The 18,016-nt window shown below is 71.6% G+C and carries 13 protein-coding genes; 9 read left to right on the top strand and 4 right to left on the bottom strand.

What is annotated here, in order from left to right; translation table 11 throughout:
• Nucleotides 1-45 precede the first annotated feature (45 nt).
• Both ACFVYR_RS34595 and ACFVYR_RS34590 read left to right on the top strand, forming a co-directional pair.
• Nucleotides 46-816, top strand: a complete 771-nt coding sequence (locus tag ACFVYR_RS34595) for an ABC transporter permease (protein ID WP_384260980.1) — start codon at nucleotides 46-48, stop codon at nucleotides 814-816.
• A 63-nt stretch (nucleotides 817-879) separates the two neighbouring features.
• Complete coding sequence (locus ACFVYR_RS34590) at nucleotides 880-3,117, top strand: glycogen debranching N-terminal domain-containing protein (RefSeq protein ID WP_384260977.1); 2,238 nt, start codon at nucleotides 880-882, stop codon at nucleotides 3,115-3,117.
• Here ACFVYR_RS34590 and ACFVYR_RS34585 read toward each other — a convergent pair.
• Nucleotides 3,076-4,287: a glycosyltransferase family 4 protein gene (locus ACFVYR_RS34585; protein ID WP_384260975.1), complete on the bottom strand. Its 1,212-nt coding sequence runs from the start codon at nucleotides 4,285-4,287 to the stop codon at nucleotides 3,076-3,078. The two genes, ACFVYR_RS34590 and ACFVYR_RS34585, sit on opposite strands and share 42 nt — an antisense overlap.
• A gap of 178 nt (nucleotides 4,288-4,465) precedes the next feature.
• Between ACFVYR_RS34585 and ACFVYR_RS34580 the strand changes: the two genes are divergently transcribed.
• Nucleotides 4,466-7,192, top strand: a complete 2,727-nt coding sequence (locus ACFVYR_RS34580; protein ID WP_384260972.1) for a tetratricopeptide repeat protein — start codon at nucleotides 4,466-4,468, stop codon at nucleotides 7,190-7,192.
• Between the two features lie 4 nt (nucleotides 7,193-7,196).
• Complete coding sequence (locus ACFVYR_RS34575) at nucleotides 7,197-8,225, top strand: heme A synthase (RefSeq protein WP_384260970.1); 1,029 nt, start codon at nucleotides 7,197-7,199, stop codon at nucleotides 8,223-8,225.
• Nucleotides 8,226-8,282: 57 nt separating this feature from the next.
• Here the strand turns inward: ACFVYR_RS34575 and ACFVYR_RS34570 are convergent, their stop codons facing one another.
• The 3 genes from ACFVYR_RS34570 to ACFVYR_RS34560 form a co-directional block, all read right to left on the bottom strand.
• Nucleotides 8,283-9,374: an amidohydrolase family protein gene (locus ACFVYR_RS34570; RefSeq protein WP_384260968.1), complete on the bottom strand. Its 1,092-nt coding sequence runs from the start codon at nucleotides 9,372-9,374 to the stop codon at nucleotides 8,283-8,285.
• 102 nt (nucleotides 9,375-9,476) lie between these two features.
• Nucleotides 9,477-9,824: a hypothetical protein gene (locus ACFVYR_RS34565; RefSeq protein ID WP_384260965.1), complete on the bottom strand. Its 348-nt coding sequence runs from the start codon at nucleotides 9,822-9,824 to the stop codon at nucleotides 9,477-9,479.
• Nucleotides 9,825-9,917: 93 nt separating this feature from the next.
• Nucleotides 9,918-10,871, bottom strand: coding sequence for a heme o synthase (locus tag ACFVYR_RS34560; protein WP_384261071.1), 954 nt, complete (start codon nucleotides 10,869-10,871; stop codon nucleotides 9,918-9,920).
• Nucleotides 10,872-11,288: 417 nt separating this feature from the next.
• Here ACFVYR_RS34560 and tkt point away from each other — a divergent pair, with 417 nt between their 5' ends.
• Genes tkt through pgl form a run of 5 tightly spaced genes read left to right on the top strand, consistent with a single transcriptional unit; the run spans nucleotide 11,289 to nucleotide 17,883 of the window.
• Nucleotides 11,289-13,376: a transketolase gene (tkt, locus tag ACFVYR_RS34555; protein ID WP_384260963.1), complete on the top strand. Its 2,088-nt coding sequence runs from the start codon at nucleotides 11,289-11,291 to the stop codon at nucleotides 13,374-13,376.
• Between the two features lie 34 nt (nucleotides 13,377-13,410).
• Nucleotides 13,411-14,529, top strand: coding sequence for a transaldolase (gene tal / locus ACFVYR_RS34550; protein WP_384260961.1), 1,119 nt, complete (start codon nucleotides 13,411-13,413; stop codon nucleotides 14,527-14,529).
• Between the two features lie 5 nt (nucleotides 14,530-14,534).
• Nucleotides 14,535-16,058: a glucose-6-phosphate dehydrogenase gene (gene zwf, locus ACFVYR_RS34545; protein ID WP_384260958.1), complete on the top strand. Its 1,524-nt coding sequence runs from the start codon at nucleotides 14,535-14,537 to the stop codon at nucleotides 16,056-16,058.
• Nucleotides 16,055-17,107: a glucose-6-phosphate dehydrogenase assembly protein OpcA gene (opcA, locus tag ACFVYR_RS34540; protein ID WP_384260956.1), complete on the top strand. Its 1,053-nt coding sequence runs from the start codon at nucleotides 16,055-16,057 to the stop codon at nucleotides 17,105-17,107. The genes zwf and opcA overlap by 4 nt, the downstream gene beginning before the upstream one ends.
• Complete coding sequence (gene pgl, locus ACFVYR_RS34535) at nucleotides 17,104-17,883, top strand: 6-phosphogluconolactonase (protein ID WP_384260954.1); 780 nt, start codon at nucleotides 17,104-17,106, stop codon at nucleotides 17,881-17,883. The genes opcA and pgl overlap by 4 nt, the downstream gene beginning before the upstream one ends.
• Nucleotides 17,884-18,016: the final 133 nt, after the last annotated feature.

Below are 18,016 nucleotides of genomic sequence, written 5' to 3'. Positions count from 1 at the left end.
CCAGGCAAGGCACAGCCTCGAACTCACGGGCAGGGAGCCACGCGGATGAGCGCCGCCGGTACGTACACGCCGGAGCCGGGCGCCGCCCCGCTCCCCCGCATGATCGCCGCGCAGGCGGCGCTCGAGACGAAGATGCTGCTGCGCAACGGCGAGCAGCTGCTCCTCACCATCGTGATCCCGACCCTGCTGCTCGTCCTCTTCAGCGCCGTCGACATCGTCGACACGGGCGACGGGGACGCGGTCGACTTCCTCGCGCCCGGCGTCCTCGCGCTCGCCGTCATGTCGACGGCCTTCACCGGCCAGGCCATCGCGACGGGCTTCGAACGGCGCTACGGCGTGCTCAAGCGACTCGGCGCCTCGCCGCTCCCGCGCTGGGGCCTGATGACGGCGAAGACCCTCTCGGTGCTGGTCACCGAGGTCCTGCAGATCGTGCTGCTCACCGTCATCGCGTTCGCCCTCGGCTGGTCGCCGCACGGCAACCCCCTCTCCGTGCTCCTGCTCCTGGTGCTCGGCACGGCGGCCTTCTCCGGCCTCGGCCTGCTGATGGCGGGCACCCTCAAGGCCGAGGCGACGCTCGGCGCGGCGAACCTCGTCTTCCTGCTCCTGCTCCTGGGCGGCGGCGTCATCGTCCCCCTCGACAAGTTCCCCGACGCGGCCCGCACGGTGCTCGACCTGCTGCCCGTCTCGGCGCTCTCGGACGGACTGCGCGACGTCCTCCAGCACGGTGCGGGCATGCCGTGGGGCGACCTCGGGATCCTCGCGGTGTGGGCGGTGCTCGGCCTCGGCGCGGCGGCGAGATTCTTCCGCTGGGAGTGACGCGCGCGGGGCGGGGCTCCCCCGCCGCGAATGACGTGTGCACGGAGCGGGCACTCCCGTTCCGTGGCCGACACCCCGGAATTACCCGGACCGCGCCGGGTCCGCGCCCTGCAGCCCCTGCTGCACGACGTGGTGATCTGCGTCGCGGCGCCCGCCTTCACCGCGTCGTCCCGCGACGGCCAGCTCCGCGGCGCCCGGGCCGACGGCTTCTACGACCACGACCGCAGGCTCCTGCACACCCTGCGCCTGCTGGTCGACGGCCGTGAGCCCGAGCCCGTCGGCGTCCAGCCGCTCGGCCCCCACCAGGTCCGCTTCACCTCCGTGCACCGCTGCCCGGGCGACGGCACGGCCGACCCGACACTGATCGTCGAGCGGGTGCGCACCGCGGGCGAGGGCGAGACGGTCCTGCTGCGCAACGTCGGCCCCGCCGTCCGCCGGCTGCGGGTGGAGCTGGCCGCCGCCACCGACCTGGCCGACATCGCCGACGTGAAGCGCGGACTCCCCGGGCGCGCCGTGCCCCCGTCGGTGGACGGCGGGGACCCGGCCCTCGCCTGGCGCGCCCCCAACGGCCGCGCGCGGGTCGCCGTGACGGGCCCGGCCGAGCCCGAGACGTCGGCAGGCCCGACGCGCGGCACCTTCACCTGGCGCCGGGTCGAGCTGCCGCCGGGCGGCTCCTGGCTGGTCCGGCTCGCCGTCACGGGCCGCGCGGTGCCCGCCCCGCCGGACCACCCGGTCGCCGCTTCCCCGTACGTGCCCTGGTCGGAGCCGGTGGTCCGGGGCGACCGGCGGCTCGTCGCCCTGGTCCGCCAGGGCCTCGCCGATCTGCGGGCGCTGCGGCTCGCGGACGGCTCGGGACGCAGGTCGGCGCCCCGCGACGACCAGTTCATCGCTGCGGGCTGCCCCTGGTACCTGACGCTCTTCGGCAGGGACTCCATCTGGTCGGCCCGCATGCTGCTGCCGCTCGGCACCGAACTGGCCCGCGGCACCCTGTGGACCCTCGCCCGCCGGCAGGGAACGGTCCACGACGAGTTCCGCGAGGAGGCGCCGGGGCGGATCCTGCACGAGCTGCGGCCCGCGGAGTCGCAGCACGGCCACGGCCTCCTGCTCCCCGCCCACTACTACGGCTCCGTCGACGCGACCCCGCTCTTCGTCTCGCTCCTCGTCGACGCCTGGCGCTGGGGCCTGCCCGCCGCCGACGTCGACGGCCTCCTGCCGTACGCGGAGCGGGCGATGGACTGGATCGTCACCACCTGCGGCAAGGACAAGGACGGGCTGCTGCGCTACTACCCGCGCCCCGGCGGCCTGCTCCACCAGTCCTGGAAGGACTCCGTCGACGCGGTGCGCGACGCGGCGGGCCGGCGCGTCGAACCGCCGCTGGCCATCTGCGAGGTGCAGGGATACGCCTACGAGGCCGCGGCCGGGCTCGCCGACCTGCTGCACTCCCGCGGGGCGGAGCGGCGGGCCAGGACGCTGCGCGGGTGGGCCGCGGCGCTCCGCCGCCGCTTCGCCGACGCCTTCTGGATCGACAGCAAGGAGGGCCCGGCCCCCCGCTACGTCGCCATCGCCGTCGGACTCGGCCTCGATCCGGTCAGCGGCGCGGCCTCCAACATGGGCCAGCTGCTCGCCACCGGCATCCTCGACCGGGACGGCTGCGCCGACGTCGCCGCCTGGCTCGCCGCGCCGGGGCTGAACTCTGGCTGGGGGCTGCGCAGCCGGTCCGCCGCCGTGCCGGGCTTCAACCCGCTGAGCTACCACGGCGGTTCGGTGTGGACCCACGACACGGCGATCGCCGTGCAGGGCCTGTGCGCGTCGGGCCACCACGCCGAGGCCGCGGTGCTCACCGACGGCCTGCTCGACGCGGCGGTCCACTTCTCGTACCGGATGCCGGAGCTGTACGCCGGTGACGCACGGACCGAGAACTCCCCCGCCCCGCTCGCCTACCCGGCAGCCTGCCGTCCGCAGGGCTGGTCCGCGGCGTCGGGTGTGGCGGTGCTCGCGGCCCTGCTCGGCCTGCGCCCCGACGCGCACCGTCGGCGGCTCGGGGTGCGCCCGCTCCACCCGGAACTGCTCGGCCCGCTCTCCGTGACGGGACTGCGCCTCGCCGGTGCGGAGCTCTCCGTACGGGTCGACCGGGACGGCCGGGCGACGGTGGCGGGGCTGCCGGAGGGGTGGCTGAGCGACACCGGCGCGGACAACGGCTCGGGCACCGGTTCAGGTGTCGGTTCAGGTGCCGGTCCAGGTGCCGGTCCAGGCACTGCTTCAGACACCGGTGCGCGCGCAGGCCCCGACCTGGCCCGCTGACGCCCCGTCCGCCCGGGCGAGCAGCCTGCGGTACTCGCTCTGCATCTGCCCCAGGTACATCGTGCGCAGATCGAAGTGCTCCCTGACGTGGGCCCGTCCGCGCAGCCCCATCAGACGTCCGGTCTCCCGGCGGTCGAGCAGTTCGGCGAGGCGCACGGCGAGCAGTCCGGCGAGCTGCTCCGTGTCCCGGCCGGGCACGAGGTAGCCGATCACCCCGTCGTCGTCGACGCCCTCGTCGAGGCCGCCCATCCGGGTCACGACGACGGGCCGCGCCGCGGACATCGCCTCCAACGGGGCGAGCCCCATCGGCTCATTGAAGACGGAGGGGTAGACGACGACGGTGGACTCCGCGTAAAGATCAGGCATTTGTTCGACGCCTGCCTCGACGAAATCCACGTACGGCTCCAAGTGGCGCTCTTCGATTTCCTTTTCGAGGTTTTCCCTGAAACCGATCTTCTCGCCGTGGAAATCGACCGTCTGCCGGGTGTCCGTGAGGACGAGCCGAGGGGTGAATGCGCACATGCGGCGTTTGACGATCAGGTCGAGCGCGGCGACGGCGAGCATCGCGCCCTTGTCCGGGATCAGCCGCGCGGGCAGCAGCACCGTGCCGGGCCGCGGCGCGACGTCGAGCGGGGGGATCTTCGCGTACGCCTCGGTGTCGATGCCCAGGTAGGTGCGCTCGGCCCGCACGCCGAGCACGTCGGCGCAGGCGGTCCGCAGGAAGGCGGAGACGGCGTAGTGCCCGTCCCACTGGGCCGCGTCGAGCGTGGAACCCCGGCTCCCCGGCTCGCCCCAGATGCTGTGGTACGTGTGGCAGAGCACCAGCCGCAGCGGCTCGCGCAGCGCCTCCAGGGCCCTGGCCGGGTCCGCGCTGAAGTGGTGCAGGTTGTGGCAGTGGACCACCCTGATGCCCCGCTCGCCGAGGACGTCGGCGAACCACCGGGTGAGCTGGTGCCGGTCGTCGGGACCGCGCTCCACCCGGGCGAGGTCGAGGGCCGGGTGGGTGAGCACCTCCACGTCCGGCCGGCCGGACGCCTTGGCCTTGAGCGTCCCGGTGAGCACGGTGACACGGTTTCCCTGCCGCGCCAGCAGTCGCGAATAGTCCCACAAATGGGATTCGACCCCACCGACGCAGGGCGGAAAGGACCAGTGGACCAACGCGATATGCATCCCGGACCCCGGGGGTTGATCCTTCGTGCCGAGATCCATACCGCCTCCGTACCGTCGATTCCGCGAAGCGCAGATATTAGTCCCGGAATCCGCTGCGGCCGTATTCCGGTCCGGCCACTTTTCCCCCGAGAATAAGAGTGTGCTGCGCACGGCACGGCCAGACGGTCAGGGGGAACTGATGTCCGTATTGATTTCGGGATTGGTCACCGGCGCACGCAAGCAGTTCGGCACGGTACGCAGGCGGGCCACCAACACGGTGAAGCGGCTCACCGCCGGCGCCACCGCGCTCTCCGGCGTGGCGATCGCCCTGGTGACGCTCCTGAAGGACAAGACGAGCGGACCGCTGATGTGGATCCTCGTCGGCTGCATCGTGCTGTGCATGGTGACTCTCGTCGGCGCGGCCACCCCGCCGCACGCGCGCTCCGCCGGGGAGGCCCCTTCGACCGCCTTCCCGCCCAACAACCTCCCTTTCCGGTCACGGTACTTCGTCGGCCGCGCGAGGGAAATGGCCCGGATCGAGCGGACGCTGCGCCCCGCCCGCACCCCGAAGGACCGGCGCGTCTGCGTCATCCACGGCACTGGCGGCGTCGGCAAGTCCCAGCTGGCCACCGCGTACGCACACGACAAGCTGGCCCACCACACCCTCACCCGCTGGCTCAACGCCACCAGCCCCGACCGGCTGCTGTGCGACCTCCTCGATCTCGCCACCCTGCTCGGCATCGCCGACCACGAGTCGAAGACCGTCGTCCTGACCCGGCTGTGGAGCTGGCTGCGCGACCACCCCGACTGGCTCCTGATCTACGACAACGTCCAGCTCGACGGCGCCGAGCCGCACGCCGACGGGCCCGTCGACCGCCAGCAGCGGCTGCAGCCCCTGCTGCCGCCCGAAGGCGTCGGCGAAGTACTGATCACCACCCAGCTGCGCGAGGGCTGGACCGGCCTCTGCCCCGACCCCGTCGAGCTCAGCGTCTACGACGAGGCCGACGGCATGGCCTTCCTGCGGCTGCGCACCGGCTCGGCCGCCGACGAGCGGCTCGCCCGGCTCGGCGAACAGCTCGGCTGGCAGCCCCTCGCCCTGGAGCAGGCCGGGGCGTACATCGAACAGGCGGAGATCAGCGTCGAGGGCGAGGACTTCGAGGGCTACCTGGAGCGGCTGTCAGAGCGGAGCGCCGACAGCGACGCGAGGACCTTCCAGCTGGCGATCGAGCGGGTCGGCGCCCAGCACCCCGCCGCCGAGGACCTGCTGCGGCTGTGCTCCTTCCTCGCCTCCGAGGACGTGCCGCGCACCATGCTCTTCCGGGCCCGCGCGGTCCTGCCCGACCGGCTGCGGCTGGTCATGGAGGACCAGCTCGCCTTCACCCGGCTGGTCCTCAAGCTGGTCGACCACTCGCTGATGACCCGCCACGGCGGCGGCCGGACGAAGGACGTGACGTACGGGATCCACTCCCGGGTGCAGATCTTCATCCGCTCCCGGCTGACGGGCCACGAACGCCTGGAGTGGTCGCAGGCCGCCGTCCGGCTGATAGAGACCGCCTTCCCGCAGACCCCCGAGCAGCTCGACTCGCGGGTCGACTGCGAACGCCTCATGCCGCACGTCGACGCGGTCACCGCCGAGCCCGCCTGGGCCGCCGACAGCGAGAGGGACGGCGACGGCGAGCTGGGCGCGGCGCAGGACCCGGAGGCGCTGATGCGGCTGCTGCACCGGGCGGGCTGCTACCAGAACCACCGCTGCGACTGGGAGAGCGCGCTGGCCTTCTTCAGCCGGGAGGCGGAGCTGCGCAGGCTGGGGACGGGGTCCGACCACAGCCTGGCGGCGTCCCATCTCGCCCTCGCCCGCCAGCACTACCTCCTCGCCCACCTGGACACCGCGGAAGCGGCCTGCGGAAGGGCGCTCGCCCTGTGCGACGCCCACAAGGACGACGACGCCTTCCAGCAGGTGCGGGCGCAGTGCTGCCGCCAGTTCGGCGGGATCCTGCGCGAGCGCAACCGCTTCCGCGAGGCCAGCGGCTACCTCGAATCCGCCCTGCGGATCTACGAGCACCAGGGCTCAGGATGGGAGGTGCTCGACTGGGCGGTCACCGAGCAGGAGGCCGGCATGATCCACCGCAACGCGGGCCGGCTCACCGACGCGCTCGACTGCTACGGGCGCGCCCGCGACCTGGTCAGCAGCGGCGGCTCCACCGGTCTTGAGGAACACGTGCTGTTCCACGCGATGCTCGACCGCGACATCGGGATCGTGGCCCAGGACCGCGGCGACCTGGACACCGCGGAGCGCGAGCTGTCGGCGGCGCACACCGTCTTCCGCAACAAGCGCGGCGCGGAGGACTTCGAGACCGCGCAGGTCGCCAAGTTCCTCGCGGACGTGCTGCGCCGCAAGGCCCAGCGGTGCCGGGCCGAGTCCCGGCGCACCCGCAATCCGCTGCGCAAGCGCCGCCTGCACGCCCAGGCCCAGGCCCATCTCACGACGGCGCACGACCTCCTCGGCCCCGTCCTCGCCCTGCTCGGCGAGCGCCGCAGGACCGAGGCGCACACGTACGCCGCCTGCCTCAACAAACTGGGCTCGCTGCAGTGGGCGCAGGGCCATCTGCACAAGGCCGTCGACACGCTCCGCGAGGCCGAGGAGATCTACGTCACCGCGTACGGCCCCGACCACCACTACCGCGCGAAGACCCTCTCCCGTCTCGGCCCGGTACTGCGGGCATCGAACGACCGGCACCGGGCCGAGCAGGAGCTGCGCACGGCGGAGCGGATCTTCGTCGCCAGCCTGGGAGAGGACCATCCCTCGCTCGTGGCGGTCTACGAGTTCCTCGCCGACTGCGCCCCGGACCCGGCGCGGGAGGCGGAGCTGCGGGCCCGGGCCGACCGCATCCACCGGTCACTCTGGGACAACTCGTCCCCCTCGTGAAGACATGCACAAGCGGCCCCCTACGATGGTGCGCGTGCCAAACGTGACCCGAGCCGATATCGCCTCCGCCGTGCGGAACCCGCTCGCCTTCATCGCCGAGCGCTGGACGCCGACCCAGCGGACCGTCCAGCAGGCGGCCATGATCTCCCTCGTCATGACGGTCGTCATCGTGGTGACGGGCGGCGCCGTGCGGCTGACCGGTTCGGGGCTCGGCTGCCCGACCTGGCCCAAGTGCACGGAGGAGTCCCTGACCGCGACGAGCGAGATGGGCTTCCACGGCGTCATCGAGTTCGGCAACCGCATGCTGACGTACGTGCTCTGCGCGGCCGTCGGCTGGGCGATCATCGCGGCCCGCTCGCAGAAGCCGATGCGGCGCAGCCTCACCCGGCTCGGCTGGATCCAGTTCTGGCTGGTGATGGGCAACGCCGTGCTCGGCGGCTTCGTGGTCCTCGTCGGCCTCAATCCGTGGACGGTCGCGGCGCACTTCCTGCTCTCCTCCGCCCTGATCGCGGTCGCCATCACCATGTGGCAGCGCACCCGCGAGGGCGACGGCGAGCCGCGTCCGCTGGTCGGCAAGGCCGTGGTGCAGCTCGTCTGGTTCCTGGTCGGCGCCGCCGCGCTGCTGATCGCGATGGGCACGGTCGTGTCGGGCTCCGGGCCGCACGCCGGTGACTCCAGCGACGTGCCGCGGATGGGCTTCGACTGGGAGGCGGTCAGCAAGCTGCACGCGGTCCTCGCCTGGATCGTGGTGACGCTGGCGTTCGCCCTCTGGTTCGTCCTCAGGGCGGTCGACGCGCCGTCCGGCCCGCTGGCCCGCACCCGCCAGCTCTTCCTGGTCCTGCTCGCGCAGGGCGCGATCGGCTACGTCCAGTACTTCACGGACCTGCCCGAGCTCCTGGTCGGCGTGCACATGTTCGGCTCGTGCCTGGTGTGGATCGCCGTGCTGCGGGTGCTGCTCTCGCTGCGCGAGCGGCCGCTCACCACGGCGGACGTACCCGCCCAGGCGGACGACTCCCGCCTCTCGGCCGTCTGAGAGCCTGTGTCATATCCCCGACCGGGGATATGACACAGGCTCTGAGACCCGCCGCTCTCACCGCCCGTCGAGGAGCCCGTAGACCCGGCGGGCGTTGCCCGCGGCGATCAGTCCCGCCACGCGCTGCGCGTCGGTGAGCGACCAGGCGCCCTCCGCGACCCAGGTGCCGAGCACCCGCCCGAGCGCCTCCCGGAACAGGTGCGCGCCGACGACGTGCAGTTCGGGCAGCCCCAGGGCGCCGCTGGAGAACAGCACCTTGCCGAAGGGCGCGAGTTCCAGGATCTCGGCGAGCACGGCGGCGGCGCGGGCCCCGGTGCGCACCAGCGCGGGGCCGAGGTCGGCGTACACGTGCGGGAAGACGGCCGCCAGGTGTGCGGCGCTGCGGTGGTAGGGGTAGCCGTGCAGCAGCACCAGGTCGGTGCCGAGCCCCGCGGTGGCCCGCGCGAAGTCCCCGAGGTACGTCTGCGGGTCCCCGGCGCCCGCGTGCAGTTGCAGCGGCCGCCCGGAGGCCACCGCGATCCACAGCAGGTGCCGCAGCAGTACGGGGTCGGTCAGCGCCCCGCCCACCTGCCGTCCGGCCAGCCAGCGCACCACGGCGCCCCGTACCTCCCCCGGGCCCGGCGGCTCCGCGGCCAGGGCGAGGGGGTGGCGCACCCCGGCCACCGAGGTGAAGGCGACGGCGCCGACGGCGGCGGCGTGCACGGACTCGGCGAGATTGGCCAGAAACGCGTCGGCGGTGCCCGAGGTGTCCGCGACCTGTTCGGCGAGCAGTTCCAGGCGGACGATCTCGCGGGCGTCGGCGTCACCGGTGCAGGCCATCTCGGCGGGCCCGGTCAGGTCGCCCGGCAGCCCCGTGTCGACGAGGTACGTGGTGATGCCGCTGCCCCGCAGCAGGCGCCGCCCCGATTCCAGTACGCCGAGTTCGCGGCGGCGTGCGAGGTAGCGGGCGGGCGGGCAGTGCGGTTCGAGGCCGAGCAGCGGCGGACACCAGCGGCGCACCGCGAAGCCGGTCTGCGTGTCGAAGAAGGTGGTGCCGGGGGCGGGCGGGCCCTCGCCCCGGCCGAGGTGGGCCTCGAAGGTGCCGAGGCCCAGCTCGCTGCGGAGGACGCCATGGCAGTACTGGTCCACCAGGGACGGCGTTTCGATCATCCGGACTCCCGATGAGTGGACCTTGCTCCTACGGTCCTAACGGGTGACCCGGGTGTCAGGTGTTGCTTTCGGCCGGTCCACGGGGAACGGACGGCGTGGCGTTCAGCCGTTGCTGGGACCGCCGAGCTGGATGCCGGCCATCCGCGTCCATTCGTACGGACCGGTCTTCACCTTTGCCGCGAACTCCCCGTCGAACTCCTCGTGGACGGTGACACCGGCCTTCTCGACGGCGCTCTGCGCGACGGCGTGGGTGGGGGCCACCAGGTCGCCCCAGCCGCCGTCCTCACCGACCAGGACGATCCGGGCGCCCTTCTGCCCGAGGTAGGCGACCTGCGCCTCGGCCCCGCCGTGCGCCCGCGCGAAGGTGCCGATCTCCTTGGCGAGCCTGGCCGCCTTCCGCTCGGCACGAGCGGCCTGCTTGCTGTCCTCAACCTGCTGCGTCTCTGCCATGAGCAGGATGCTACCGACGGGTAGACCAACTGGCGACGGGCGGGGCCCGTGGCGTTCAACACCACGTGCCCCGCCCGTCGGCGAAGTGAACGCTCAGCGGAGGAAGGGGTCCACCGCCACGGCCACGAAGAGCAGCGAGACGTACGTGATGGACCAGTGGAAGAGCCGCATCTCCTTGAGCTTGCCGCCCGTGACCTCGGCCTTGGCGCGGTTCTGCAGCCCGTGCGCCTCCCACAGCCACCAGCCGCCGGTGACCAGCGCGACCGCCGTGTAGAACCAGCCGGTGTAGCCGAGCGGCTGGAGCAGCAGCGAGACGGCGACCATGACCCAGCTGTAGAGCACGATCTGGCGGGCGACGACCTTGTTGGAGGCGACGACGGGCAGCATCGGCACGCCCACGCGCGCGTAGTCGTCCTTGACCTTCATGGAGAGCGGCCAGTAGTGCGGCGGGGTCCAGAAGAACATCACGAGGAAGAGGATGACCGGCGCCCACGACATGGAGTTGGTGACCGAGGACCAGCCGATGAGGACCGGCAGGCAGCCCGCGATGCCGCCCCACACGATGTTCTGCGAGGTGCGGCGCTTCAGGATCATCGTGTAGACGACCACGTAGAAGAGCAGGGCGCCGAGCGAGAGCCAGGCGGAGAGCCAGTTGACGGCGAAGCCGAACAGCAGGGTGGAGACGACCGCGAGACAGACGCCGAAGGCGAGGCACTCGCGCGGGCTGACCATGCCGGTCACCAGCGGCCGCTGCGACGTGCGGTCCATGAGGGCGTCGATGTCGCGGTCGATGTACATGTTGAGGGCGTTGGCGCCGCCCGCGGAGAGATAGCCGCCCAGGCAGGTCACGAAGACCAGCCACAGGTCGGGCACCCCCTGTTCGGCGAGGAACATCACCGGAACGGTGGTGATGAGCAGCAGCTCGATGATCCGCGGCTTGGTCAGCGCCACGAAAGCCTTGACACGAGCCCCGAACGGCCGATGGCTCGGGCTAAGGTCCGTCCCGGAAACCCCCGCTGGACGGGATTCAACGGCCGTCACGCACACCCCTGACAGAGACATCCCAGCGAGCCGACCAGCACCTTCTGACATGAAGATCCGGTAAAGGCCCGCGCGTACCACGCCACTGTAGACGTTGCCCATACCTCGCTCTTCGCGGGGGTGGGGTCGTGTTGGGCGACCGGCCGGACGGCGTCCGTGACGGCCCGGGCCGCCACGGACGCGGAACTGCGCGTTCATCGAGCGGACAAATGGGCGATACCGGTGGCCTTTTGAGCGGACATATGAGCGACCCCATATTCACTTGCCTAATGCCTCCGCTTTCCTTTCGGGAGGCGGATCCTCGCATGTCACTGCAGTCTGGAATGACTCGAAAAAATGAGCGTTCTCGCAGCGGTAGGCTCGACAACGGCCGGTGGGATCTACCGCCGGCATTCGACATGTGGAGAGGAGCCCTGACTCAGGGTGAGCACCAAGCCGACCACCACAGACCTCGAGTGGACCGAACTGGACCAGCGGGCCGTTGATACCGCTCGCGTCCTGGCCATGGATTCCGTACAGAAGGTCGGCAACGGCCATCCCGGTACGGCCATGAGCCTCGCGCCCGCCGCGTACACCCTCTTCCAGAAGGTGATGCGCCACGACCCGGCGGACGCCGACTGGACCGGCCGCGACCGGTTCGTCCTCTCTGCGGGCCACTCGTCCCTGACCCTCTACACCCAGCTCTACCTGGCCGGTTTCGGCCTGGAGCTCGACGACCTCAAGGCGTTCCGCACCTGGGGCTCGAAGACCCCGGGCCACCCGGAGTACGGGCACACGACGGGCGTGGAGACGACGACGGGTCCGCTGGGGCAGGGCGTCGCCAACGCCGTGGGCATGGCGATGGCCGCCCGTTACGAGCGCGGTCTGTTCGACCCGCAGGCGGCCCCCGGCTCGTCCCCGTTTGACCACTACATCTACGCCATCGCCGGTGACGGCTGCCTCCAGGAGGGCATCTCCGGCGAGGCCTCGTCGCTGGCCGGGCACCAGAAGCTCGGCAACCTGATCCTGCTGTGGGACGACAACCACATCTCGATCGAGGGCGACACGGAGACCGCGGTCTCCGAGGACACGATGAAGCGGTACGAGGCGTACGGCTGGCACGTCCAGCGCGTGGCGCCCAAGGAGGACGGCGACCTCGACCCGGCCGCCCTGTACGCCGCGATCCAGGCCGCCAAGGCCGAGACCGGGCGCCCCTCCTTCATCGCGATGCGCTCGATCATCGCCTGGCCCGCCCCGAATGCCCAGAACACCGAGGCCGCCCACGGCTCGGCGCTCGGCGACGAGGAAGTGGCCGCCACCAAGCGCGTCCTCGGCTTCGACCCGGAGCAGACCTTCGAGGTCTCCGACGAGGTCCTCGCGCACACCCGCAAGGCCCTCGACCGGGGCCGCGAGGCCAAGGCCGAGTGGGAGAAGGGCTTCGCCGCCTGGCGCACCGCCAACAGCGAGCGCGCCGCCGAGTTCGACCGCATCGCCAAGGGCGAGCTGCCCGCGGGCTGGGAGGAGAAGCTCCCGGAGTTCGAGACCGGCAAGGCCGTCGCCACCCGCGCCGCGTCCGGCAAGGTCCTGCAGGCGATCGGCACGGTCATCCCCGAGCTGTGGGGCGGCTCCGCCGACCTCGCGGGCTCGAACAACACGACGATCGACAAGACGTCGTCGTTCCTGCCCGTCGGCAACCCGCTGCCGGAGGCCGACCCGTACGGCCGTACGGTCCACTTCGGCATCCGCGAGCACTCCATGGCCGCGGAGATGAACGGCATCGCGCTGCACGGCAACACCCGCATCTTCGGCGGCACCTTCCTGGTGTTCTCCGACTACATGCGCAACGCCGTCCGCCTGTCCGCGCTGATGCACCTGCCGGTGACGTACGTGTGGACGCACGACTCCATCGGCCTCGGCGAGGACGGCCCGACCCACCAGCCGGTCGAGCACCTGGCCTCGCTGCGCGCCATCCCGGGCCTGAACGTGGTGCGCCCGGCCGACGCCAACGAGACCGTCGTCGCGTGGCGCGAGATCCTCAGGCGCTACACCAAGGAGTTCGGCGTGGGCGCCCCGCACGGCCTCGCGCTGACCCGCCAGGGCGTACCGACGTACGAGCGCAACGAGGACGCGGCGAAGGGCGGCTACGTCCTGTTCGAGGCCGAGGGCGGCTCGCCCGAGGTCGTGCTGATCGGCACCGGCTCCGAGGTGCAGCTCGCCGTCGAGGCGCGCGAGCAGCTGCAGGCCGAGGGGGTCCCGACGCGCGTCGTCTCGATGCCGTCGGTCGAGTGGTTCGAGGAGCAGGACCAGGGGTACCGGGACTCGGTGCTGCCGCCGTCGGTGAAGGCGCGCGTGGCGGTCGAGGCGGGCATCGGCCTGACCTGGCACCGTTTCGTGGGTGACGCCGGCCGCATCGTCTCGCTGGAGCACTTCGGTGCTTCGGCGGACGCCAAGGTGCTGTTCCGCGAGTTCGGGTTCACCGCCGACGCGGTGGCCGGGGCGGCGCGGGAATCTCTCGCCGCCACCCAGCGCTGACGCCCATATACGACCAAGTAGGAGATGTAATTCCATGACAGACGCACTCAAGCGCCTCTCCGAAGAAGGCGTCGCGATCTGGCTGGACGACCTGTCGCGCAAGCGGATCACGTCCGGCAACCTCGCCGAACTGATCGACCAGCAGCACGTCGTGGGCGTCACGACCAACCCGTCGATCTTCCAGAAGGCCATCTCGCAGGGCGACGGTTACGACCAGCAGCTCTCCGACCTGGCGGCCCGTGAGGTCACGGTCGAAGAGGCCATCCGGATGATCACTACGGCGGACGTCCGTGACGCCGCCGACATCCTGCGCCCGGTCTTCGACGCGACGGGCGGCCAGGACGGCCGCGTGTCCATCGAGGTCGACCCGCGCCTGGCGCACAACACCAAGGCCACGACGGCCGAGGCCAAGCAGCTCGCGTGGCTGGTGGACCGGCCGAACGCGCTCATCAAGATCCCGGCCACGAAGGCGGGCATCCCGGCGATCACCGAGGTCATCGGCCTCGGCATCAGCGTGAATGTCACGCTGATCTTCTCGCTCGAGCGCTACCGCATGGTCATGGACGCGTACCTGGCGGGCCTGGAGAAGGCCAAGGAGCGCGGCCTGGACCTCTCGAAGATCCACTCGGTGGCGTCCTTCTTCGTGTCCCGCGTGGACACCGAGATCGACAAGCGCCTGGACGGCATCGGCACGGACGAGGCCAAGGCCCTCAAGGGCAAGGCCGCGCTCGCCAACGCCCGGCTCGCCTACGAGGCGTACGAGGAGGTCTTCTCCTCCGACCGCTGGGCCGCCCTCGACAAGGCGCAGGCCAACAAGCAGCGTCCGCTGTGGGCCTCGACCGGCGTCAAGGACCCCGCGTACAAGGACACCCTGTACGTCGACGAGCTCGTCGCGCCCAACACGGTGAACACGATGCCGGAGGCGACCCTGGAAGCCACCGGCGACCACGGTTCGATCACCGGCAACACCATCTCGGGCACCTACGACGAGGCCCGCGCCGAGATCGCCGCCATCGAGAAGCTCGGCATCTCGTACGACGAGGTCGTGCAGCTGCTCGAGGACGAGGGCGTCGACAAGTTCGAGGCGTCCTGGACCGACCTGCTCAAGTCGACCGAGGCCGAGCTCAAGCGCCTCGCTCCCGCGAAGGGCTGACCACTTTGTCAAGCAGCAATCCGCTGCGTGACGCCGCAGACCGACGGCTCCCGCGTATCGCGGGGCCGTCGGGCCTGGTCATTTTTGGTGTCACGGGCGATTTGTCCCGTAAAAAGCTGATGCCCGCCGTGTACGACCTCGCCAACCGAGGTCTCCTGCCGCCGGGCTTTTCCCTCATTGGTTTCGCCCGCCGCGACTGGGAGGACGAGGACTTCGCCCAGGTCGTCCACGACGCGGTCAAGGAGCACTCGCGCACGCCGTTTCGCGAGGAGGTCTGGCAGCAGCTCATCCAGGGCATGCGCTTCGTCCAGGGCAACTTCGACGACGACGATGCGTTCGAGCAGCTCAAGGCCACGATCCAGGAGCTCGACAAGGCGCAGGGCACCGGCGGCAACTTCGCGTTCTACCTCTCGGTGCCGCCGAAGTTCTTCCCGCAGGTCGTCCAGCAGCTGAAGAAGCACGAGCTCGCGGACGCCCCGAAGGGCTGCTGGCGCCGCGCGGTCATCGAGAAGCCGTTCGGCCACGACCTCGCGTCGGCCCAGGAGCTGAACGCGATCGTGCACGAGGTGTTCGACCCGGACCAGGTGTTCCGGATCGACCACTACCTCGGCAAGGAGACCGTCCAGAACATCCTGGCGCTCCGCTTCGCCAACCAGATGTTCGAGCCGATCTGGAACCGGTCGTACGTCGACCACGTGCAGATCACCATGGCCGAGGACATCGGCATCGGCGGCCGCGCCGGCTACTACGACGGCATCGGCGCCGCGCGCGACGTCATCCAGAACCACCTGCTCCAGCTGATGGCGCTGACCGCGATGGAGGAGCCCGCCTCCTTCGACGCGGACGCGCTCGTCGCCGAGAAGGCGAAGGTCCTCGGCGCCGTCCGGCTCCCCAAGGACCTCGGCAGGGACACGGTCCGCGGGCAGTACGCCGCGGGGTGGCAGGGCGGCGAGAAGGCCGTCGGCTACCTCCAGGAAGACGGCATCGACCCCAAGTCGAAGACCGACACCTACGCGGCCGTCAAGCTGGAGGTGGACAACCGCCGCTGGGCGGGCGTCCCCTTCTACCTGCGCACCGGCAAGCGGCTCGGCCGCCGGGTCACGGAGATCGCGGTGGTCTTCCAGCGCGCGCCCCACTCCCCCTTCGACCACACCGCCACCGAGGAGCTCGGGCAGAACGCGATCGTCATCCGCGTCCAGCCGGACGAGGGCATCACGGTCCGGTTCGGCTCGAAGGTGCCCGGCACCTCCATGGAGATCCGGGACGTGTCGATGGACTTCGCGTACGGCGAGTCCTTCACCGAGTCCAGCCCGGAGGCGTACGAGCGCCTGATCCTCGACGTCCTGCTCGGCGACGCCAACCTCTTCCCGCGCACGGAGGAGGTCGAGCTGTCCTGGAACATCCTCGACCCGATCGAGGAGTACTGGGACAAGCACGGCAAGCCCGCGCAGTACCCGGCCGGCACCTGGGGTCCGGCCGAGGCGGACGAAATGCTCGCACGAGACGGACGGAGCTGGCGTCGGCCATGAAGATCGACCTTACGGACACCACGTCCAGCAAGATCAACAAGGCGCTCGTGCAGGGCCGCAGGGCGATCGGCACCCCGGCCGTCGGCATGGTCCTCACCCTCGTCATCGTCACCGACGAGGAGAACGCCTACGACTCCCTGAAGGCCGCCAACGACGCCTCCCGCGAGCACCCCTCGCGCACCCTCGTGGTCATCAAGCGGGCCGCCCGCTCGCCCCGTGACCGCACCACCTCGCGCCTGGACGCCGAGGTACGGGTCGGCGTCGAGGCGGGCACCGGCGAGACGGTGGTCCTGCGGCTGTACGGCGAAGTCATCGACCACGCCCAGTCGGTGGTGCTCCCGCTCCTGCTGCCCGACGCCCCCGTGGTCGTCTGGTGGCCGGTGAACGCCCCGCTGGACCCCGCCAACGACCCGCTCGGCGCCCTGGCCCAGCGGCGCGTCACGGACACGTACGCGGCCGAGCACCCCATCGAGGAGCTGACCGCCCGCGCCGCCGCCTACCACCCCGGCGACACGGACCTGTCCTGGACCCGCATCACCCCGTGGCGCTCCATGCTGGCCGCGGCCCTGGACCAGATCGCCTGCAAGGTGCAGTCGGTGCAGGTGGACGGCGAGGAGTTCAACCCGAGCTGCGAGCTGCTCGCCATGTGGCTCGCGGACCGGCTCGGCGTCCCCGTCAAGCGCGCGCTCTCGCCGGGCCCCGGCCTGACGGGTGTGCGGATGGAGACCGACTGCGGTCCCATCGTGCTCGACCGGGCCGACGGCTCGCTCGCCACGCTCCACATCGAGGGCCAGCCCAACCGCGCGGTGGCGCTCAAGCGCCGCGAGACGGCCGAGCTGATCGCCGAGGAGCTGCGGCGCCTCGACCCGGACGACACCTACGCCTCCGCGCTGAAGTACGGCGTGGACCGGCTGGCGCAGACGCCCGCCGAGCGGGTCACCGAGACGGCCGAGGAGGCCCCCCGGGACTCCGGTGACTCCGCGGCGGCTCCCGAGCCGAAGAAGGCCCCGGCCAAGAAGACCGCCGCGAAGAAGGCGGCGGCCAAGTGAGCGCGGTCCCGCAGCTCGTCGTCCACCGCGACAAGGAGCTGATGGCGCAGGCCGCGGCGGCCCGCCTCATCACGAAGATCGTCGACGCGCAGGCCGCCCGCGGCAGCGCGTCGGTGGTCCTCACCGGTGGCCGCAACGGCAACGGCGTGCTCGCGGCGCTCGGCTCGTCCCCCGCCCGGGACGCGATCGACTGGTCGCGCCTCGACCTGTGGTGGGGTGACGAGCGCTTCCTGCCGGACGGCGACCCCGAGCGCAACTACACGCAGGCCCGCGAGGCCCTGCTCGACTCGGTGCCGCTCAACCCGGCCCGGGTGCACCCGATGCCCGCGTCGGACGGCGCGTACGAGGTGGACGCGGCGGCGGAGATCTACGCCGCCGAACTCAGCGCGGCCGCGGGCCCGGAGGACCACGGCCCCGTGCCGACCTTCGACGTCCTGATGCTCGGCGTCGGCCCTGACACGCACGTCGCGTCGCTCTTCCCCGAGCTCCCCGCAGTGCGCGAGACGGTGCGCCCGGTGGTCGGCGTGCACGGCGCGCCGAAGCCGCCGCCGACCCGCGTCACCCTCACCCTCCCGGCGATCCGGGCGGCCCGTGAGGTGTGGCTGCTCGCGGCGGGCGAGGACAAGGCGAGGGCCGCGGCCATCGCCCTGTCGGGCGCGGGCGAGGTGCAGGCCCCCGCGGCCGGCGCCTACGGCCGCTCGCGCACGCTGTGGCTCCTGGACGCCGCGGCGGCCTCCCAGCTCCCTCCGGAGCTGTACCCGCCGTCCGTCGCGTAACCGCGTCCCCGTCATACGTCTGAGGGCCCCGAACCGGCTGGCGAATTCAAGGGGTCGTCGCAACACGGTGATCAACTGGCTGTTGCCAGGAGCTTAGCGAGGCGCTCGGGTGGGGTTTCCCAGCCGAGCGTTT

The organism is Streptomyces sp. NPDC058284 (assembly GCF_042881135.1).
GTDB lineage: Bacteria > Actinomycetota > Actinomycetes > Streptomycetales > Streptomycetaceae > Streptomyces.
Note: the sequence above shows the minus strand (reverse complement) of the source record. Positions and strands in the feature narration are given on the sequence as shown.

Bases quoted from the DNA above. Each gene is read 5' to 3' on its own strand.
- ACFVYR_RS34565 (WP_384260965.1), bottom strand. From the start codon at position 9,824: ATGGCAGAGACGCAGCAGGTTGAGGACAGCAAGCAGGCCGCTCGTGCC.
- ACFVYR_RS34585 (WP_384260975.1), bottom strand. From the start codon at position 4,287: ATGCATATCGCGTTGGTCCACTGGTCCTTTCCGCCCTGCGTCGGTGGG.
- opcA (WP_384260956.1), top strand. From the start codon at position 16,055: ATGAAGATCGACCTTACGGACACCACGTCCAGCAAGATCAACAAGGCG.
- ACFVYR_RS34580 (WP_384260972.1), top strand. From the start codon at position 4,466: ATGTCCGTATTGATTTCGGGATTGGTCACCGGCGCACGCAAGCAGTTC.
- ACFVYR_RS34595 (WP_384260980.1), top strand. From the start codon at position 46: ATGAGCGCCGCCGGTACGTACACGCCGGAGCCGGGCGCCGCCCCGCTC.
- ACFVYR_RS34570 (WP_384260968.1), bottom strand. From the start codon at position 9,374: ATGATCGAAACGCCGTCCCTGGTGGACCAGTACTGCCATGGCGTCCTC.
- tal (WP_384260961.1), top strand. From the start codon at position 13,411: ATGACAGACGCACTCAAGCGCCTCTCCGAAGAAGGCGTCGCGATCTGG.
- ACFVYR_RS34575 (WP_384260970.1), top strand. From the start codon at position 7,197: ATGCACAAGCGGCCCCCTACGATGGTGCGCGTGCCAAACGTGACCCGA.